Annotated in this window: 12 protein-coding genes; 3 read left to right on the top strand and 9 right to left on the bottom strand. The window is 72.3% G+C overall.

The features are described from left to right. Positions 1–186: 186 nt before the first annotated feature. Entirely contained in the window at positions 187–1395 is a 1209-nt protein-coding gene (locus ACN267_RS22605) for an amino acid deaminase/aldolase (RefSeq protein ID WP_421489597.1), read from the top strand. Between the two features lie 69 nt (positions 1396–1464). On the opposite strand, the gene ACN267_RS22610 is transcribed toward ACN267_RS22605, so the two are convergent. Continuing rightward, positions 1465–2040 carry a TetR/AcrR family transcriptional regulator gene (locus tag ACN267_RS22610; protein WP_204958720.1) on the bottom strand — a complete coding sequence of 192 codons (576 nt, stop codon included), beginning with the start codon at positions 2038–2040 and terminating at the stop codon, positions 1465–1467. A gap of 225 nt (positions 2041–2265) precedes the next feature. Between ACN267_RS22610 and ACN267_RS22615 the strand changes: the two genes are divergently transcribed. Further along, a complete protein-coding gene (locus ACN267_RS22615) occupies positions 2266–3573 on the top strand; it encodes a D-arabinono-1,4-lactone oxidase (RefSeq protein WP_204958719.1) in 1308 nt (435 codons plus the stop codon). A gap of 56 nt (positions 3574–3629) precedes the next feature. After that, positions 3630–4553 carry a hypothetical protein gene (locus tag ACN267_RS22620; protein ID WP_421489598.1) on the top strand — a complete coding sequence of 308 codons (924 nt, stop codon included), beginning with the start codon at positions 3630–3632 and terminating at the stop codon, positions 4551–4553. 63 nt (positions 4554–4616) lie between these two features. Here ACN267_RS22620 and ACN267_RS22625 read toward each other — a convergent pair whose 3' ends face one another. The 8 genes from ACN267_RS22625 to ACN267_RS22660 all read right to left on the bottom strand — a co-directional run bounded on the left by ACN267_RS22625 (position 4617) and on the right by ACN267_RS22660 (position 16249). Then, positions 4617–5648 carry an NlpC/P60 family protein gene (locus ACN267_RS22625; protein WP_281901082.1) on the bottom strand — a complete coding sequence of 344 codons (1032 nt, stop codon included), beginning with the start codon at positions 5646–5648 and terminating at the stop codon, positions 4617–4619. A gap of 28 nt (positions 5649–5676) precedes the next feature. After that, complete coding sequence (locus tag ACN267_RS22630) at positions 5677–6159, bottom strand: poly-gamma-glutamate biosynthesis protein PgsC/CapC (protein ID WP_204958716.1); 483 nt, start codon at positions 6157–6159, stop codon at positions 5677–5679. Beyond that, positions 6156–8018, bottom strand: coding sequence for a poly-gamma-glutamate synthase PgsB (pgsB, locus tag ACN267_RS22635; protein WP_421489599.1), 1863 nt, complete (start codon positions 8016–8018; stop codon positions 6156–6158). The genes ACN267_RS22630 and pgsB overlap by 4 nt, the downstream gene beginning before the upstream one ends. Before the next feature lies 1 nt (position 8019). Next, complete coding sequence (locus ACN267_RS22640) at positions 8020–10287, bottom strand: cache domain-containing protein (protein WP_204958714.1); 2268 nt, start codon at positions 10285–10287, stop codon at positions 8020–8022. Between the two features lie 144 nt (positions 10288–10431). Continuing rightward, a complete protein-coding gene (locus tag ACN267_RS22645) occupies positions 10432–11724 on the bottom strand; it encodes a CapA family protein (RefSeq protein WP_307821205.1) in 1293 nt (430 codons plus the stop codon). 50 nt (positions 11725–11774) lie between these two features. Then, entirely contained in the window at positions 11775–14651 is a 2877-nt protein-coding gene (gene topA, locus ACN267_RS22650; RefSeq protein WP_421489600.1) for a type I DNA topoisomerase, read from the bottom strand. Positions 14652–15113: 462 nt separating this feature from the next. Beyond that, complete coding sequence (locus tag ACN267_RS22655) at positions 15114–15716, bottom strand: hypothetical protein (protein WP_372445975.1); 603 nt, start codon at positions 15714–15716, stop codon at positions 15114–15116. Further along, entirely contained in the window at positions 15707–16249 is a 543-nt protein-coding gene (locus tag ACN267_RS22660) for a hypothetical protein (protein WP_204958711.1), read from the bottom strand. The genes ACN267_RS22655 and ACN267_RS22660 overlap by 10 nt, the downstream gene beginning before the upstream one ends. Between the last annotated feature and the right edge of the window lie 46 nt (positions 16250–16295).

Raw genomic sequence — 16295 nt, forward strand, 5'->3', positions numbered from 1 at the left:
ATGGCCGTACCTCCACGCGCCGGCCCAACACTGGGCAGTCCCGGTGCAACACTCTAGACCCGGTGGGAGCCTCCCCACCGGCGACATTCTCCTGCTCGCCGAGCCTAGGCCGCGGATGCCACCGACCGCAGCCCGGCAGGACGTGAGGGTATTTCGCATTGCCGTCCGGACAGTTAGCGTGCATTCGTGGCCATCGACAGCGACACCCTGCGCGAACGCCTCGACAAGGCGACCGCCCACCTCGACCCGCCCTACGCCGTGGTGGACCTCACCGCCTTCGACGCCAACGCCGCCGCGCTGGCCGCCCGCAGCAGCGGCAAGCCGGTCCGCGCCGCCAGCAAGTCGATCCGGTCCCGCGACCTGCTCGACCGGGCGCTCGGCCAGGCCGGCTGGGCCGGCGTGATGGCGTTCACCCTGACCGAGGCGAACTGGCTGGTCCGCTCCGGCGCGACAGACGACGCGCTGGTGGCGTACCCCACCGCCGACCGGGGCGCGCTCGCCGCCCTGGCCGGTGATCCGCAGCTCGCCGCGGCGGTCACCCTCATGATCGACAGCACCGAGCAGCTCGACCTGATCGACTCGGTGTGCGCCCCGGGTCGCCGGCCCGAGATCCGGGTCTGCCTCGACCTCGACGCCTCCTGGCGACCCCTGCGCGGGCGGGTGCACGTCGGGGTCCGCCGCTCGCCGGTGCACAGCGCCCGGGCGGCCGGCGCGCTCGCCGCCGCCGTCGCCCGCCGGGCCGGCTTCCGGCTGGTCGGCCTGATGTCGTACGAGGCACAGATCGCCGGGCTCGGGGACGCTCCACCCGGACAGGCCGCGCTCAGCGCCGCGATCCGGATCGCCCAGCGCGGGTCGTACCGGGAACTGCTGGCCCGCCGGGGTGCGGCGGTCGCCGCCGTCCGCGAACACGCCGACCTGGAGTTCGTCAACGGCGGCGGCACCGGCAGCGTGGCCGCCACCAGCGCCGACCCCTCGGTCACCGAGGTCACCGCCGGCTCGGGGCTGTACGGCCCGACGCTGTTCGACGCCTACCGCGCCTGGCGGCCGACCCCGGCGGCGTTCTTCGCCTGCTCGGTGGTCCGCCGCCCGACACCGGAGATCGCCACCGTGCTCGGCGGCGGTTGGATCGCCTCCGGACCGGCGGCGACGAGCCGGCTGCCGCGGCCGTGGCTGCCGGCCGGGCTGGAACTCGTCGGTACCGAGGGCGCGGGCGAGGTGCAGACCCCGCTCACCGGTGCCGCCGCAGCCGCCCTGCGGATCGGCGACCGGGTGTGGTTCCGGCACGCCAAGGCCGGCGAACTCTGCGAGCGGGTCAACGACCTGCACCTGGTCGACGGGGACAGCGTGGTCGCCACGGTGCCCACCTACCGGGGCGAGGGCCACGCGTTCCTCTGATTCACCCGGCGACAGGCGCGGGCGCTCCGGGGCGGGCCTGCCGGCCGGCTCCGGGGCGGGCCGGCCGGGTCAGGGTTGGGCGGCGGGTTCGGTCGGGGCCTCGACGTGGCGGTGCAGGTATTCCCTGATCAGCGCCTTGGCCTCGGCGAGGACCCGTTCGTCGCCCTCCTGCTTGCGGCGGAACGCCAGCTTGATCAGGGCGTCGGCGGCCTCGACGGCGATCTCCAGGCAGAACCGCAGGCGCGGCTCGTCGGCCATGCCGAACCGCTCGGTGAGCACCCGGGCCAACTGGTCGGCGATCACCCCGTTGTTGTCCCGCTGCTCGTCGAGCAGGTGCAGGTCGACGACGTCGCCGAAGTGCAGGGTCCGGAAGCCCGGGACCGTCCGGTGCATCGAGATGTACTCGTCGATGCCCGCGTCGACGCCGTCCCACCAGTGGCTCAGGTCGTCGGAGGCGAAGCGTTCGTCGAGCCGCTGGAGGTAGGACTCCATCGTGCGCAGCGTCAGCGCCTGCACTATCGCCCGCTTGTCCGGGAAGAACTGGTAGACCGACCCGATCGCCACCTCGGCCCGCTCGGCGAGCAACGTGGTGGTCAACCCCTCGTACCCCACCTCGTCGACGAGCTCGGCACAGGCGTCCAACATCCGTTGGACGCGCGCGACACTTCGACCCTGCACCGGAACGCGGCGCAGCGGCCCGGTCGTGGCGGCTGGTGTGGACACTCGACGCCACCCCCCTTCGACGGAAGAACATATCCACATGTCACGAGGCCGTGACTACCGGTACAACGAGCGGACCTCGATTGCGGTATTTACCAGGCACAACGTTCCTGATATGAAGTCAGTTCACGTTCATGTCGAGGAGCGCCGATGGCCGGTACCACCACCGCTTGGTCCAACTGGGCGGGCAACCAACGCAGCGTCGCCACCGCCATCCTGCGCCCTACCACCGTCGAGGACACAGCCGAGGCGGTCCTGGACGCGGCAGGCGCGGGTCAGCGGATCAGGGTGGTCGGCAGCGGCCACTCGTTCACCCCGATCGCCCTGGCGGACGGCCGGCGGATGGAATTGTCAGCCCTCGACACCGGTGTCCGGGTCGACCGGGACGCCCGGCTGGTCACCGTGCCTGCCGGGACGACCCTACGGGCGCTCAACGCGCTGCTCGCCGGGCACGGCCTGGCCATGCCCAACCTGGGCGACATCGACGCGCAGACCATCGCCGGAGCGATCTCCACCGGCACCCACGGCACCGGTGCCGCCTACGGCTGCCTGTCCACCTTCGTCGAGGCGCTCACCCTGGTCACCGGCACCGGCGAGGTGCTGCACTGCTCAGCCGAGGAACACCCGGACATCTTCGCCGCCGCCCGGGTCGGCCTGGGGGCGCTCGGCGTGCTCGTCGAGGTCACCCTGCGCTGCGTCGACGCGTTCACGCTGCGCGCACACGAACGCCCCGCCCCGCTCGACGAGGTGCTGGGCGACCTGTCCGGCCTCATCGGCCGGCACGACCACGTCGAGTTCTACTGGTTCCCGTACACCGACCGGGTGCAGCTCAAGACCAACGACCGGGTGCCCGCCGACGACCGGCCGCTGCCCCGCTGGCGCGGCTGGCTGGACGACGAACTCCTCGCCAACACCGTCTTCGCCGGGGCCTGCCGGCTGGGTCGGGCCGTACCGACGCTGGTGCCCACGATCAGCGCGGTCTCCGCCCGCGCGCTCACCGAACGCACCTACACCGGCCGCTCCGACACCGTCTTCTGCACCCCGCGCCGGGTCCGCTTCGTGGAGATGGAGTACGGCATCCCACGCGCCGCCCTCCCGCAGGCGCTGGCGGAACTGCGCCGCCTCGTCGACCGGCTGCCGTTCAAGGTGCTCTTCCCGGTCGAGGTGCGGTTCACCGCCGCCGACGACATCTGGCTGTCCCACGGCTACGGGCGCGACTCCGCCTACCTCGCCGTCCACCAGTACGTCGGCATGCCCTACGAGCCGTACTTCCGGGCCTTCGAGGAGGTGGCTGCCGGGCTGGGCGGCCGACCCCACTGGGGCAAGCTGCACTACCGGGACGCGGCCTCGCTGGCGACCGCGTACCCGAAGTTCGCCGACTTCCAGGACCTGCGGGCCCGCCTCGACCCCGGCCGGGTCCTCACCAACCCCCACCTCGACCACATCCTCGGCCCCTGACCCACCCGCCGCCGGGGTGACGACGACGGTGGGAACGGCGCGGTAGCCTGCCTGCGATGGCCCGAACCTCCACCCACCGCAACGGTCTCCTGGCGTGCTGTGCGGCCCTGTCGCTGTGGCTCGTCGCGTGCGGCGAGCCACCCGACGGGCCCACCGCCGCCCCGCCCGCCCCGGTGGCCCCGGACACGGTGCTGACCGACTTCGTCAGCCGACTCAAGCCGACCGATCCCTACCGCGACCCGGATCCGACGGAACGGCAGACGGCCCGTCGGGCGGTCACCCTGTTGGTGACCGGGGACCACTCGGGGCTGCCGGAGGCGAGCGGGCTGCTGGCCGGGCTGGGCTTCGCCGCGAGCAGGGGCCGGGACCCGCAGACCGGACGCGACTACGCGCTGTTCGTCACCGAGGCCGGCGCGGCACGGCCCTGGGGCCTGATCCTGGTGGACCTCTCCCAGCCGGTACGACTCGCCGTCGAGGTGCCCCACCCCAACTCGGACCTGCACACGGAGGACATCGGGCTACGGCTGTTCCGGGCGACGCCGGGCAGCATCATGCTGGTCGCCGGCGCACACCGCCGGGCCGGCGACGGGCGGGCGGACGCGGCGCACAACTCCCAGGGCCTGTTCCAGCTGGCCAGCGACCGGTTCGCCCGCAACCGGATCAACCAGATCCAACTGCACGGTTTCGCCGAGCAGAGCCTCCCCGGCGCGGAGATGGTGGTCTCCGACGGGCAGAAGCGCTCCACCCCCGCCCTGCGCCGCACGGCCGACGCGCTGGACGCCGCCGGCTTCGTCGCCTGCCGGGCCTGGACCAGCAGGTGCGGCGAGTTGGAGGGCACCACCAACACCCAGGCCGAGGCGGCCCGCAAGCAGGACGCGGTCTTCGTCCATCTGGAGGTCACCTGGACGGTGCGCCGGGTCGAGGACCGCCGGGCGGAACTGGTGGCGGCACTGGTGGCCGCCGACCTTCCCGGTCGCTGACACCGGCCGGCAAGCGGTCCCGACGTCCGACCACGCACCCGCGCGTCGCCGCCCCGGCCGGTGTCAGACCCGGCGCGCGGACAGGAACCGGCCCGACCAGTAGCCCGGCCCGTCCAGCAGCGACTCGCCGCCGAAGTCACCGAACGTCGGACCGTCCGCCTTGACCCGGCTGGAGAAGAACCGGTGGTGGCCGGCGTCGTCGACGCCGAGATAGATGCCGGAGTGTTCGATGCTCGGGCCGGCGTTCGCACCGTGGTTGAAGAAGACCAGGTCGCCCTCCTGGAGCACGCCGTAGTCCCGGGCCGCCCGGCCGGTGTTCGGGATCAGCAACGCGCCCGGGCCGAAGCCGGCCATCGCGTACGCCCGGCGGGGCAGTCCGGCGCCCTTGGTGTTGGTGCCCCGCAACGGGTACTTCATCCGGTAGCCGTAGACCATCCGGATGAAACCCGAGCAGTCCAGGCTGCGGAAGTGGTCCTTGGCCGGCCGCTCGTGCTTGCCGTCCGGGAAGTCCCACTCCACGCCGAGGTAGTCGTAGAAGTCGGAGTTCTCGGCGCGACCGTCCGGGTCGGCTGCCGAGAGCGGGCCGAAGGAGGCGTCGCCGGCGAACTGGCGGCCCTCGGCATCCTTGCGGGCGGGCGCGTCGTCCAGGTAGTCCATCGCGATGGCGAGGGCGTCCGGGCTGTCGTCCCCGACCGCCTTGTCCAGCCAGGGCCGGAACCAGGCCGCCTTCTCCTCACCGGCCTTCCACGGGGTCGGGGCGAGCCGGATCCAGGCGTCGGTGGTCACCGACGACGTGGTGAAGCGGGGCTCGGTGAAGGTCCGTTCCGGGCCGGAGACGCGTACCGTGCGGGCCTTGTCGGTGAACACCGCCAACACCCGCCCGGCCGCGTCGCGGACCTGGGTCCGTGACGGTTTGCCCAGCCGGGCGAAGGTCAGCTCGGCGGACCCGACCGACGCCGCGCCCGGGGCGGCCACGCCGCCCGGCGGGGCGGTCGACGCGGACCGGTCGGGGCGGAGCGCCACGACGACGATCACACCCGCGGCGATCAGGACGACGGCCAGCGTCGCCCAGATCCCGTTCCTGCTCTGTGACACGGGGGATGCCTGCTTCCGTAGTCTCGGCTCAACTCACCGGCACCAGGCCGGCCAGGATGCCACTGAAGATGATCAGATACGAACCCACGGAGACCGCCCCGGTGGCCAGGATCGTCGCCAGCGGTGGTTGACGAACCAACTGGTAGGCGATCAGGCCGGGCGCCACGAAGCCGAGGGTCTGGTGCGAGAACAGCAGTGGGAAGTCCTGCTGGATGATCAGGAAGAGGGTGGTCTGGAGCAGCACGCTGAGCAGCACGATCGCCGCGAACAGCCGCTTGCCGTAGAGGATGACCACCCGCTGCATGAGCCGGGTGAGCCCCCAGGTCACCCCGGTCATCGCGACGATCACCAACACCTGGCGGTACTCCTCGACCAGGGCCAGTGCCAACCAACCCGGCGTGATCATGCCGCCGGGGGAGAGATTGGTGGTGAGGTAGCAGGCCAGCGCGAGCACCAGCCCGACGCCCAGGCAGAGCGTGGACAGCTCGGGCGTCAGCTCTCCGTTGATCATGAGGAACTCCGGTAGACGGACGGCCGCCGATGCGACGACTGCGGATCGGGATCGGGGTGCGTCGGCGCGGTGCCGTCGGCCGGCGACCGGCGGATCCGGCCCCGGTGCGGATCGGGCTCCACCGGGGCCCGCTCCGGGGGCCCGCCCACCGCTCGGCCGCGCCGGGCCGGCGGCTCCTGCTCCGCCGGGCCGAACAGGTCCGGCTGGCCCGGGGACCCGGCGTGGTACCGGTCCAACTGCTCGGGAGCGAGGGCGGCGTACCGGTCCAGCTGCTCGGGGGCGAGCGCGGCGTACCGGTCCGGACGCCCGGGGGCGGGCACGCCGGGGCGCTCCGGCCCGTCGTACGGCCGGGGTCGGGGTGTCGGGGTGCCGGGCCACGCCGCCGGGGGCGCGGCGGGCACGGGCGGGTCGCCGTACGTCGTCGCCTGCCGCCGGGAGCCGCCGGAGGCCGGCCCCGGCCCCGCCGGTACGCCGTTCCGACCGACAGTTGCCCCGCCGACAGGCCGGGCAGGCGGACCAGCCGGCACGGAACGGGCAGGCGGACCCGGCGGCACGGCATGAGCAGGCGGACCCGGCGGCACGGCATGAGCAGGCGGACCCGGCGGCACGGCATGAGCAGGCGGAGCCGGCGGCACGGCACGCACAGCCGGACGCGGGACGGCACGAGCAGGCGGGTCCTGGGATACCGGGCGGTCCAGACGGCCCAGCTGCGCGAGCAGGATCTCGCCCTGACCGTGGATGTTGCCGATCGCCAGCACCGAGGCGAACCCGTCGATGCTGCCGAGCACCCCGTCGAGCAGTTCCCCGGCCCCGATCCGGCCGCCCAGGTCGACCACCCGGTCCTGCCACTTCTCCTCGATCTTGACGCGGGCACTCCGGGTCGGCTCACCGATCAGGATGACCCTGTCCGGGTCGATCCGGGAGACCAGCGCACCCATCTGGCCGTTCCGCTCCACCCGGTCCGGCCGGCAGTTGATCAGCACGTGCAGCGGTCGGGGGATCGAACCCTGTTCCTGCAACTGCTTGATGTTCATGAACGTCGACTCGGGGTCGTTGGCGGCGAAGATGTTCGCGAACCGCAGCGACGTGTCGCCCCGGCGGTACTCCTCGACGCTGAGCACCCCCGGATCGGGGGGCGCCGTCCACATTCCGGTCAGGGCGGCCTGCCGGGACACCCCGAGCAGTTCGGCCACCTTGAGGGCGATGGCCACGTTCTCCTTGAACGTGGTCCAGGTGAAGCCCGCCATCTCGTCGTCGGTGACCGACTCCGGGTCGACCGGGATCAGCTTGCAGGACCGCTTGTCCGCCTCCGCCTGCAGGATGTGCAGCCGGTCGGACTCGGCGGTGACGCAGATCCCGCCCACCGGCATGGACCGGCTCAGCGAACGGGCCACGTCGTCCAGGGTCGGCCCCATCTCGGCGAGATGGTCCTCCCGGACGTTGCAGAGGATGCCGATGGTCGACTGGATCAGCTTGGTCTGGTTCAGCTCCTGTAGCGGTGGCATGACCGCCATGCACTCGATCACCAGCGCGTCCGGGTAGTAGGCGGCGGCCCGGCGGACGATGCCGATCTGCTCCACCACGTTGGCGATACCGAACTTGCGGTAGACCGGTTCCTCGCTGGCGTCCGGGAAGATGAACCGGGCCGCCGTGCCGGTCGTCTTGGCCACCACGACCAACCGGCCACCGCGCAGCGCACCGGCGGTGAGCCGGGTGATCGAACTCTTGCCCCGGATGCCGTTGACGAGCACCCGCTGCGGGATGCGGTGCAGGCTGCGGTGATGGTTGCGCTGCTCGATGATGCCGCCGGCCAGCAGCCCGAGGCACGCGAGGAGGAACACCAGATAGAGGAAGAGCATCTCAGTCACCCCTGCGGGACGACCGGACACCACGGCTACCCGCCTTCCGCCGTGGCGGGATCTTCGTCATGATCGCCGTGGGCATGCCCTCGGTGCCACGTAGTCGCGCCGCACCGCCGAGCCGCTGCTCGCCGTGGACCGCCGCCTGACGACACACCTCCAGGCAGACCGCCACCGCGCCGATGTCGTCGTGCCAGCGCGGTGAGATCACCCGGCTGCTGTCCCCGCCGGCGAGGGTCGCCGCCTCCCGGGACAGGTTGCGCAACGGCCGGAGTTGGAAGAAGTAGTACCAGCTGAACAGCAGCAGACCGATGCCCGCCGCGACGACCGCCACCAGGAGCGCACCCTGACGCATCTCGTTGCCGGGCAGCGCGTAGTCGGTGACCGGGCGCTCGGCCACCACCGTCCACTCCAGGTGCGCCGCCGAACCCTCCAGCGCGACCGGCGCGGCGATCAACAACTCACGGTCACCGTCGACCTCCGCCACCCGGGCGTACGGCCTGCCGCTGAGCGCCTCCGCCGCCGCGGTCCGCACCTGCCCGCTGGAAACCTGCTCGAAGGCGAGGTAGCCGGCCGAATCCAGGATGTCCCGCTGATCCACGTCGACCACCCGCAGTCGCCCGTCGACCCGTTCCAACAGCCGGGTCAGGTAGCGCACGTCGAACTCGGCGACCAGCGACCGCCCGTCCGCCAACTGCGTGTACGCGTAGACGATCGGCAGTCGGCCCTGCACGTCGTGCAGCACCACACCGCCCTCGCCCGGCAACGGACCACCGGGCCGCAGTGGGGCCCGGCCCACGCTGGTGATCACACTGCCGTTCGCCGACGCGAGGTAGCCGCTGCGGAACCTGCGGTTGTCGTCGAGCAGGCGGTCGAGCACCCGGCGCAGCTGGGCGGTGCCGGCGGTACGGTTGTCCGCGCCGATCAGGGCGAGCTTGGTGTAGCCACCGTCCAGGGTGTCGTCGACCGCGCCGGCCACGGCCGCGACCTGGTTCTCCGAGTCCCGCACCACCTGGGCCGGGAGGTCGTCCTCGTGGGGGGCGAGGGTGGCCAGGATCCCGCCTGCGGCCAACAGCACCGCGACGACCGCCGTGACGACGACCAGACCTGCCGGGACACCGCCTGCCGGATCGTCCGGGCCGCGCTGCGCCGGGGTTGTCCGCTGCTGGGCGGCGAGCCTGCCGAACGCCGAGGCGATCCGGTTGACCTGGGCGTTCGCCGTCCTCGGCCACCCCTGCACGGGGTTGCCCGAGGCCACCGCCTTGGCGTGGACGAGGAGCAGCCGCATCGGCCGGACCAGTCCGAACTGGAGGGTGAGCAGCACCGCACCCGCACCCACCAGCAGGGCGAGCGCGGCCAGCAGGGGCTCCCGGGTGACCGCAGCGGCGGTGACCGGGACGTACACCAGGGAGACCACCACGACACCGACCTTGCCGACGGCGTCGGCGGTGGCCACCGGGGCGACCGGCACGGTCGGGTCCCGGTCGGCCGGGCCGGCGGCCGGTACGCCGGTGCGGGTGGCGGTGGGTACGCCTGACGTCGCACCCACCGCCCCGGCGATCAGCGCGTCCAGCGCGGGATCCGCCGGCACGGGCGCCCCCTGGACGAGGGACCGTCCCCCTCCGGGGACGGCGATCAGCACGGCCTGCCTCGCCTTCGGGTCCAGCCGCAGGGTGCGGATGTGCAGGTTCAGCTCGGCGACGAGCAGCCGGCCATCGGACAGCGGCTCGACCAGGAGCAGCCGGGGGTCGTTGCCCTCGACCACCGGCACGGCGATCCGGCCGGTGGCAGCGCCGGGGGGCGGCGTCACCGGTCGACCGACTGCGGCCACAGTGGACTTTCCGCCCGCGTCGAGGATGCCGACGCCCCGCCACTTCGGCTGGTCCGTGGTGAGCGCGGCGAGTTGGGTGGCCGCCCCGGCCGGCCGCGCGTCGTAGGCGGCGGCCGTACGGGTCAACTCCTCCCGGCTACGGGCGACCGAGCTGTCGAGGCCACGGGCGACCGCACCGACAAAGTCCCGCTGCGAATCGGTCACGGCCCGGGGCACGCCGGTCTCGTTGTCGCGGCCCAGGTAGCCGAAGGCGAAGACGGCGAGCAGGGTGAGCAGCAGGGCGGCCACCAGTGCCGGCGTACCGACCCCGGTCAGCAGACGGGGCTGCGGAAGCTGCTTCTCCAGGCTGATCAGACGCCAACGGGCCAGCTCTCCCGGCCCGTCCTCGGGGTGGTGGAGTCCCGCCCGCCCCGGCGGCGGCGGTGGCGGATGGTTCATCCACGCACCCGCAGCAGACAGTCCTCACCCATGAAACCGTTCCTCCCCGTGGACCAGCCGGCGTGCGAGGCTAACAGCGCTCACCGCCCGCCGGATGGCGCGATTCGCCAACTATCGAGCGAATCGGATATTCAACCGTGTGATTTACCCGTTCGGCGTGGCCGAACTACCGGGCGGGCCAAGAACCTCAAGACCATCCGCTGCTCCGCCACGGGCCAACAGGTAGCCCCGGATGCGGGCGGCAGCAGCCCGGTAGACCTCCCGGCGGTGCGCCGGGGTCGTCGGATCCGCCAGCGCGGTGGACAGGTCCACCAACCGGATGTCCGGATTCAGATTGATCCAGGTGGGAATGGCCTCGGCCCGGGTCACCCGCCACTTCCCCTTGGCCGTCTCGGTGAAGGTGAACCGCCCCATCACCCCCTCCCGGTTGGCGGGGATCGGCTCGGCGTGCCGGGCGACCTGGTTGCCCATCCCGTAGACGACCCACTTCTGGCCGATCTTCTCCATCGGCTGCACCACGTGCGCATGGTGACCCAGGATCAGATCGATGTCCGGGGACGCGATCAACACCTTCGACCACTCCTCCTGCCTGGCGTCCGGCAGGTTCTCGTACTCGGTGCCCCAGTGCAGGCTCAGCACCACGATCTCCGCGCCCGCCGTACGCAGCTTGCGTGCCGCCGCGAGGATCCTGGGTGGCTCGATGAGGTTGGCGATCCAGTCCTTGCCCGCCGGCCGTCGCAGCCCGTTGAAGTGCAGGCTGTAGGCCAGGTGCCCGACCCGCACCCCGTTCTTGGTGTAGATCCGTGGGGTGAGCGATTCCTTCTTGGTCCGTGCGCTGCCGGTGTGCCCGATCTTCGCGGCGTCCAACGCGTCCAGGGTGCGGACGACCCCCGCCTCGCCCTGGTCGATGGTGTGGTTGGACGCCGTCGAGCAGGCATCGAAGCCGGTGCCCCGGATCGCGTCCACCACCTGCGGGGGGACGCTGAACTTCGGGAAGCCGACGAACGGCCCGTCCGGCTTGGCCAGCGGGGTCTCCAGGTGGCAGATCGCCAGGTCCGCACCCTCGACCGCCGGGCGGGCGTGCCGGAACAACGGGTTGAAGTCGAGCGCACCGGGACGTCCTGCGCGCTTGGCGTCCCGACCTGCCTGATGGGTCAGCTCGGGGTGCACCAGCACGTCGCCGGCACCCAGGATGGTGAACAGCCGGCGGCCGGAGGAGTCCTGGCGTACGGCCGGGTCGGGCGGGGTGGTCACCGGCCCGACCTCGGCGACCGGCGCACCGACGCCGACGCCCGGCGGGTCAGCCGGCGAATCGCCACGCGTCCCGCTGGTACGCCAGACGATCAGCCCCGCTCCGGCCAGCACCGTGCCGACGAGGGCGACGATGCCCGCCACCTTCAGCGGCCGGCCGCCACCCGCACTCTCCGATTTGGACACCGCGACAGAGTAGGCCATCGCGCACCGAACGTGAGGCCCATTTCAGCGGCTCACTCGCCGTCGGCAGCCACCGTGGCCTTGCGGGGAGCAGCCTTGCGGGCCGGCGTCTTCGTGGCCGCCGTGGCCTTCTTGGTCGCGGTGGCCTTCGCCGTGGTGGCCTTGGTCGCGGTGGCCTTCGCCGTGGTGGCCTTGGCCGCCGCCGTCGTCTTCCTGGCCGCCGCCGTCTTCTTGGCGGGCGCCTTCTTGGCCGGGGCCTTCTTCGCCGCCGCCTTCTTCGGGGCCGGGCCCTTCGCCCGCTTCTCGGCCAGCATCTCCGACGCCTGCTCGATGGTCAGTTCCTCCGGGGTCTGCCCGCGCCGCAGCGACGCGTTGAACTCCCCGTCGGTGACGTACGGCCCGAACCGGCCGTCTTTGATCACCAGTGGCTTCTCGGTCAGCGGGTCGACACCCATCTCGCGCAGCGGGGGCGCGGCGGCCCGACGCTGACGGGTCTTCGGGGCGGCCAGCAGCGCCAGCGCCTCGTCGAGGGTGACGGTGAACATCTTGTCTTCCGAGTCCAGCGAGCGGAACTCGTCACCACGCTTGACGTACGGGCCGTAGCGGCCGTTGTTGGCGACGACCTCCGCGCCATCCGGGGCGACCCCGATCACCCGGGGCAGGCTGAGCAGCTTCAACGCCTCGTCGAGGGTGAGCGAGTCGGGCGTCTGCGTGCGCAGCAGCGACGACTTGCGCTCGCCGCTGGCCACGTACGGGCCGAACCGGCCGGACTTGAGCAGGATCGGTTCCCCGGTGGCCGGGTCGTCGCCGAGCTTGCGTTCGCCGCCCCCGCCGAGGAACAGCTCGTGCACCTTCTCCGGGGTCAGCTCGTCGGGGGCCAGCCCCTCCGGGATCGGCGCCCGGTCGCCCTGGCCGCCGCCCTCCTCACCGTCGGCCTTCGGTGCCGGCTGCTCGCCGGGCAGGGCCCGTTGCAGGTACGGCCCGAACCGGCCGACCCGGACGACGACCTCGCGCCCCTCGTCGTCGGTGTGCAACGGGATCGAGTTGACGCTGCGCGCGTCGATCTCGCTGAGGTTCTCGGTGACCAGCTTCTTCAACCCGCCCGCGTGGGCGATGGCCTGGTCACCGGTGCCGTTGCTGCTGCCGAAGTAGAACGCGGTGAGGAAGTCGACGGCGGCGTGGTCGCCCCCGGCGATCTCGTCCAGCTCGTTCTCCATGCTGGCGGTGAAGTCGTAGTCGATCAGGCGCGGGTAGTGCCGTTCCATCAGCCCGATCACCGCGAACGCCAGGAAGGTCGGGATCATCGCCTGGCCGCGCTTGGTGACGTAGCCCCGGTCCTGGATCGTCTGCATGATCGACGCGTATGTCGAGGGACGCCCGATGCCCAGCTCCTCCAGCGCCTTCACCAGCGACGCCTCGGTGTAGCGCGACGGCGGCTGGGTGTGGTGGCCCTGCGCGGCCAACTCGTCGGCGGTCAACGGCTGGTCCTTGACCAGGGTGGGCAGCCGGCGCTCGGCGTCCTCGGCCTCGGCGTTCTCGTCGTCGCTGGACTCGACATACGCGCGCAGGAAGCCCGGGTCGGTGATGGTCTTGCCGGTGGCGCCGAAGTCGGCCTCCTCCTGGGCGACGGAGACCGCCCGGATACGCACCGAGACACTGGAGCCGACCGCGTCGGTCATCTGCGAGGCGATGGTACGCCGCCAGATCAGCTCGTAGAGCTTGAACTCCTCGCCGGACAGCTCCTTGGCCACGTCGCCCGGGGTGCGGAAGTTGTCCCCCGCCGGGCGGATCGCCTCGTGCGCCTCCTGGGCGTTCTTGACCTTGCCGGTGTAGCGGCGCGGCTCCGGTGGCACGCTGCGCTCGCCGTACAGCTCGACGATCTGCCGGCGGGCCGCCGTGATGGCCGTCTCGGAGAGGTTCACCGAGTCGGTACGCATGTAGGTGATGTAGCCGTTCTCGTAGAGCCGCTGCGCGGTGCGCATCGTCTGCTGCGACGAGAACCGCAGCTTGCGGGCCGCCTCCTGCTGGAGGGTGGAGGTGATGAACGGCGCGTAGGGGCGACGACGGTAGGGCTTCTCCTCGACCCGGGTGACGGTGAACGGCCGCCCGTCGAGCCGGGCCGCCAGCCCACGGGCCCCGCTCTCGTCGAGGTGCACCACGCCCGCGCCGGGCCGCACCCGGCCGGTGGTCGGCTCGAAGTCCTTGCCGGTGGCGACCCGGTCGCCGTTGAGCGCGACCAGTGTGGCGTTGAAGGTGCGCGGGCCCTCGCCCGGCTTCGCCACCGCGAGGGTGGCGAGGATGTCCCAGTACTCCGCGGTGCGGAAGGCCATCCGCTGGCGTTCCCGCTCGACCACGATCCGGGTCGCCACGGACTGCACCCGGCCCGCCGAGAGCCTTGGCATGACCTTCTTCCACAGCACCGGGGATACCTCGTAGCCGTAGAGCCGGTCGAGGATGCGGCGGGCCTCCTGGGCGTCGACCAGGTCCCGGTCGATCTCCCGGGGGTTGGCCACCGCGGCCTGGATGGCCGGCTTGGTGATCTCGTGGAAGACCATCCGCTTGACCGGCACCTTGGGCTTGAGGGTCTCCACCAGGTGCCAGGCGATGGCCTCGCCCTCGCGGTCCTCGTCCGTGGCCAGGAAGATCTCGTCGACCTCCTTGGCCAGCTTCACCAGCTTGCTGATCTGCTGCTTACGGTCGGCCGAGACCACGTAGAGGGCGTGGAAGCCGTTGTCGACGTCCACCCCGAGGCGGGCCCACGGCTCGCCCTTGTACTTGGCCGGCACGTCGGCGGCGTTGCGGGGCAGGTCCCGGACGTGGCCGAAGCTGGCCTCCACGACGTACCCCGGGCCGAGGTAGCCCGAGATCGTCTTGGCCTTCGCCGGTGACTCGACGATGACCAGACGGGTGGTTCCAGCTCTGCTCGGCACGTCTCTCCCCGACCTCGCTCCTGCTCCAGGCCCGTTTCGGGCCGTGTTGCGCCCGCCGGACCACGGTTGGTCCGGATGTCCAACGTAACGCGCCGCCCAGGTTCCGGGTCCCGGGGGCGGCAAACAGCGTCCGCGCGGCGGCACCGCCGACGCCGCACGGCCTCAGTGACCGGACGGCGCCACCGTACACCGTGGGTAGGCCCCGAAGTGGGCCACGGTGACGACGTCGGCCCTCCGACCTGGGCGAATCCCGGTGTTCACGGAGTGAGACGACCAGCATACTGTCCGCGATCCCGTCCATGATCGGACACCCCGCCCCGTCTCGACTGATCGACTCCGCACCCGGTCGCTCCGATACCGCAATGCGGCCCCGTCGAGTCGATCACCACCCGGCCCACGGGTCGCGGCGGGCAGCGGCGGGCCCGGGCGGGACGGTCACGGCCAGAGGCCCGGGCAGGGGGGTCACGGCCAGAGGTCGGCGGGGGCGGCCGGCGGGCGGTCACCGACCAGCTCGGCCAGCCGGGCCAGCCGTCGCCCACCGATCCGGTACGCCGGACCACCCGCCTCCACCTCCACCAGCGCCGCCGGCAGACCCACCACCGCGAGCGCCGCCCGCACCACCGGCCACCACGGCTCGTCCCGCCGGTCGAGGCGCAGCAGCAGCCCGGCGTCGTCGGCCGCCCCGGCGGCGGCCAGCCACAGCCGCAGCCGCCGCCCGTGCAGGTGGAACCGGGGCGGTGGTCGCTTGACCCCACCGGGCAGCCAGGCCGTCGCCAACGGCGCCAACGTGGTCAGGTACGGGGTGCGCACGACATAGCGCTGCTCCCCGGTCGACTCCCAGCCCGCCGCGAGCCCCCGCCGGGCCAACTCGTCGACGAGCACGTGCACCCGCCAGGCCGCGTCCACCCCGACGGACAACCGGGCGGTACGACCCATCCGGTGCACCTCCCCCGGGCCGGCGAGCAGCCCGGCCAGGTCGGCGACGGACGGATCAGCCGCCTCGGTGCCGAACAGCGAGAGCTGACGCCCCGGTTCCCCGGGCGGGTCGGCACGCCTCAGCGACACTCCGGAACCTCGTCGAAGGCCTGTTTGAGCTCTGTCGAGTTGAGTCGCCCGGTGTCCAGCGCGCTCGCGTCGTACTCCTGGTTGAGCGTGTCGACCGCGGCCTGGACGCCGTCGTAGAAGGCGGCGGCCCGGGTGGTGTCCAGGGCGTCGATGGTGTCCCCGGCGCGGCCGTAGGCGTCCCTGATCTTCGCCAGGGAGGTGCGGAACCCCTTCGACACCTCGTCGCCGTGGTCGGTCTCCGGGATGCCGGCGTCGGCGATCCGGCGGCGGGCCGTCTCGCTCGCCTGCTCGGCGCCGCCGAAGAGCCGCACCAGGTTCTCCTTCGCCTGCGCCGGGGTGGTCTGCGCGGTCATCTGCTGGTGGGTGCTGCTGGTGAGCTTGCTGATCTCGGCCCGCCAGGGGGTGAGCGCCTCGCAGACCGACGCCGCCCAGGCCCGGGGGCTGGGCCCGCCACCACACCCGGCCACGACGAGTACGACCGCGACGAGGACCACCGTGAGCTTCCCGGCGTCACCCGCCCGACACGTACGCATGCGTTGCAGCGTACGGCCTCCGGGCGATTGCGCCAGCGGTCAGGTT

The organism is Micromonospora sp. WMMD734, assembly GCF_049178975.1.
GTDB classification, from domain to species: domain Bacteria; phylum Actinomycetota; class Actinomycetes; order Mycobacteriales; family Micromonosporaceae; genus Micromonospora; species Micromonospora wenchangensis.

Bases quoted from the DNA above. Each gene is read 5' to 3' on its own strand.
- ACN267_RS22610 (WP_204958720.1), bottom strand. From the start codon at position 2,040: ATGTTGGACGCCTGTGCCGAGCTCGTCGACGAGGTGGGGTACGAGGGG.
- ACN267_RS22660 (WP_204958711.1), bottom strand. From the start codon at position 16,249: ATGCGTACGTGTCGGGCGGGTGACGCCGGGAAGCTCACGGTGGTCCTC.
- ACN267_RS22620 (WP_421489598.1), top strand. From the start codon at position 3,630: ATGGCCCGAACCTCCACCCACCGCAACGGTCTCCTGGCGTGCTGTGCG.
- ACN267_RS22640 (WP_204958714.1), bottom strand. From the start codon at position 10,287: ATGAACCATCCGCCACCGCCGCCGCCGGGGCGGGCGGGACTCCACCAC.
- pgsB (WP_421489599.1), bottom strand. From the start codon at position 8,018: ATGCTCTTCCTCTATCTGGTGTTCCTCCTCGCGTGCCTCGGGCTGCTG.
- ACN267_RS22630 (WP_204958716.1), bottom strand. From the start codon at position 6,159: ATGATCAACGGAGAGCTGACGCCCGAGCTGTCCACGCTCTGCCTGGGC.
- ACN267_RS22615 (WP_204958719.1), top strand. From the start codon at position 2,266: ATGGCCGGTACCACCACCGCTTGGTCCAACTGGGCGGGCAACCAACGC.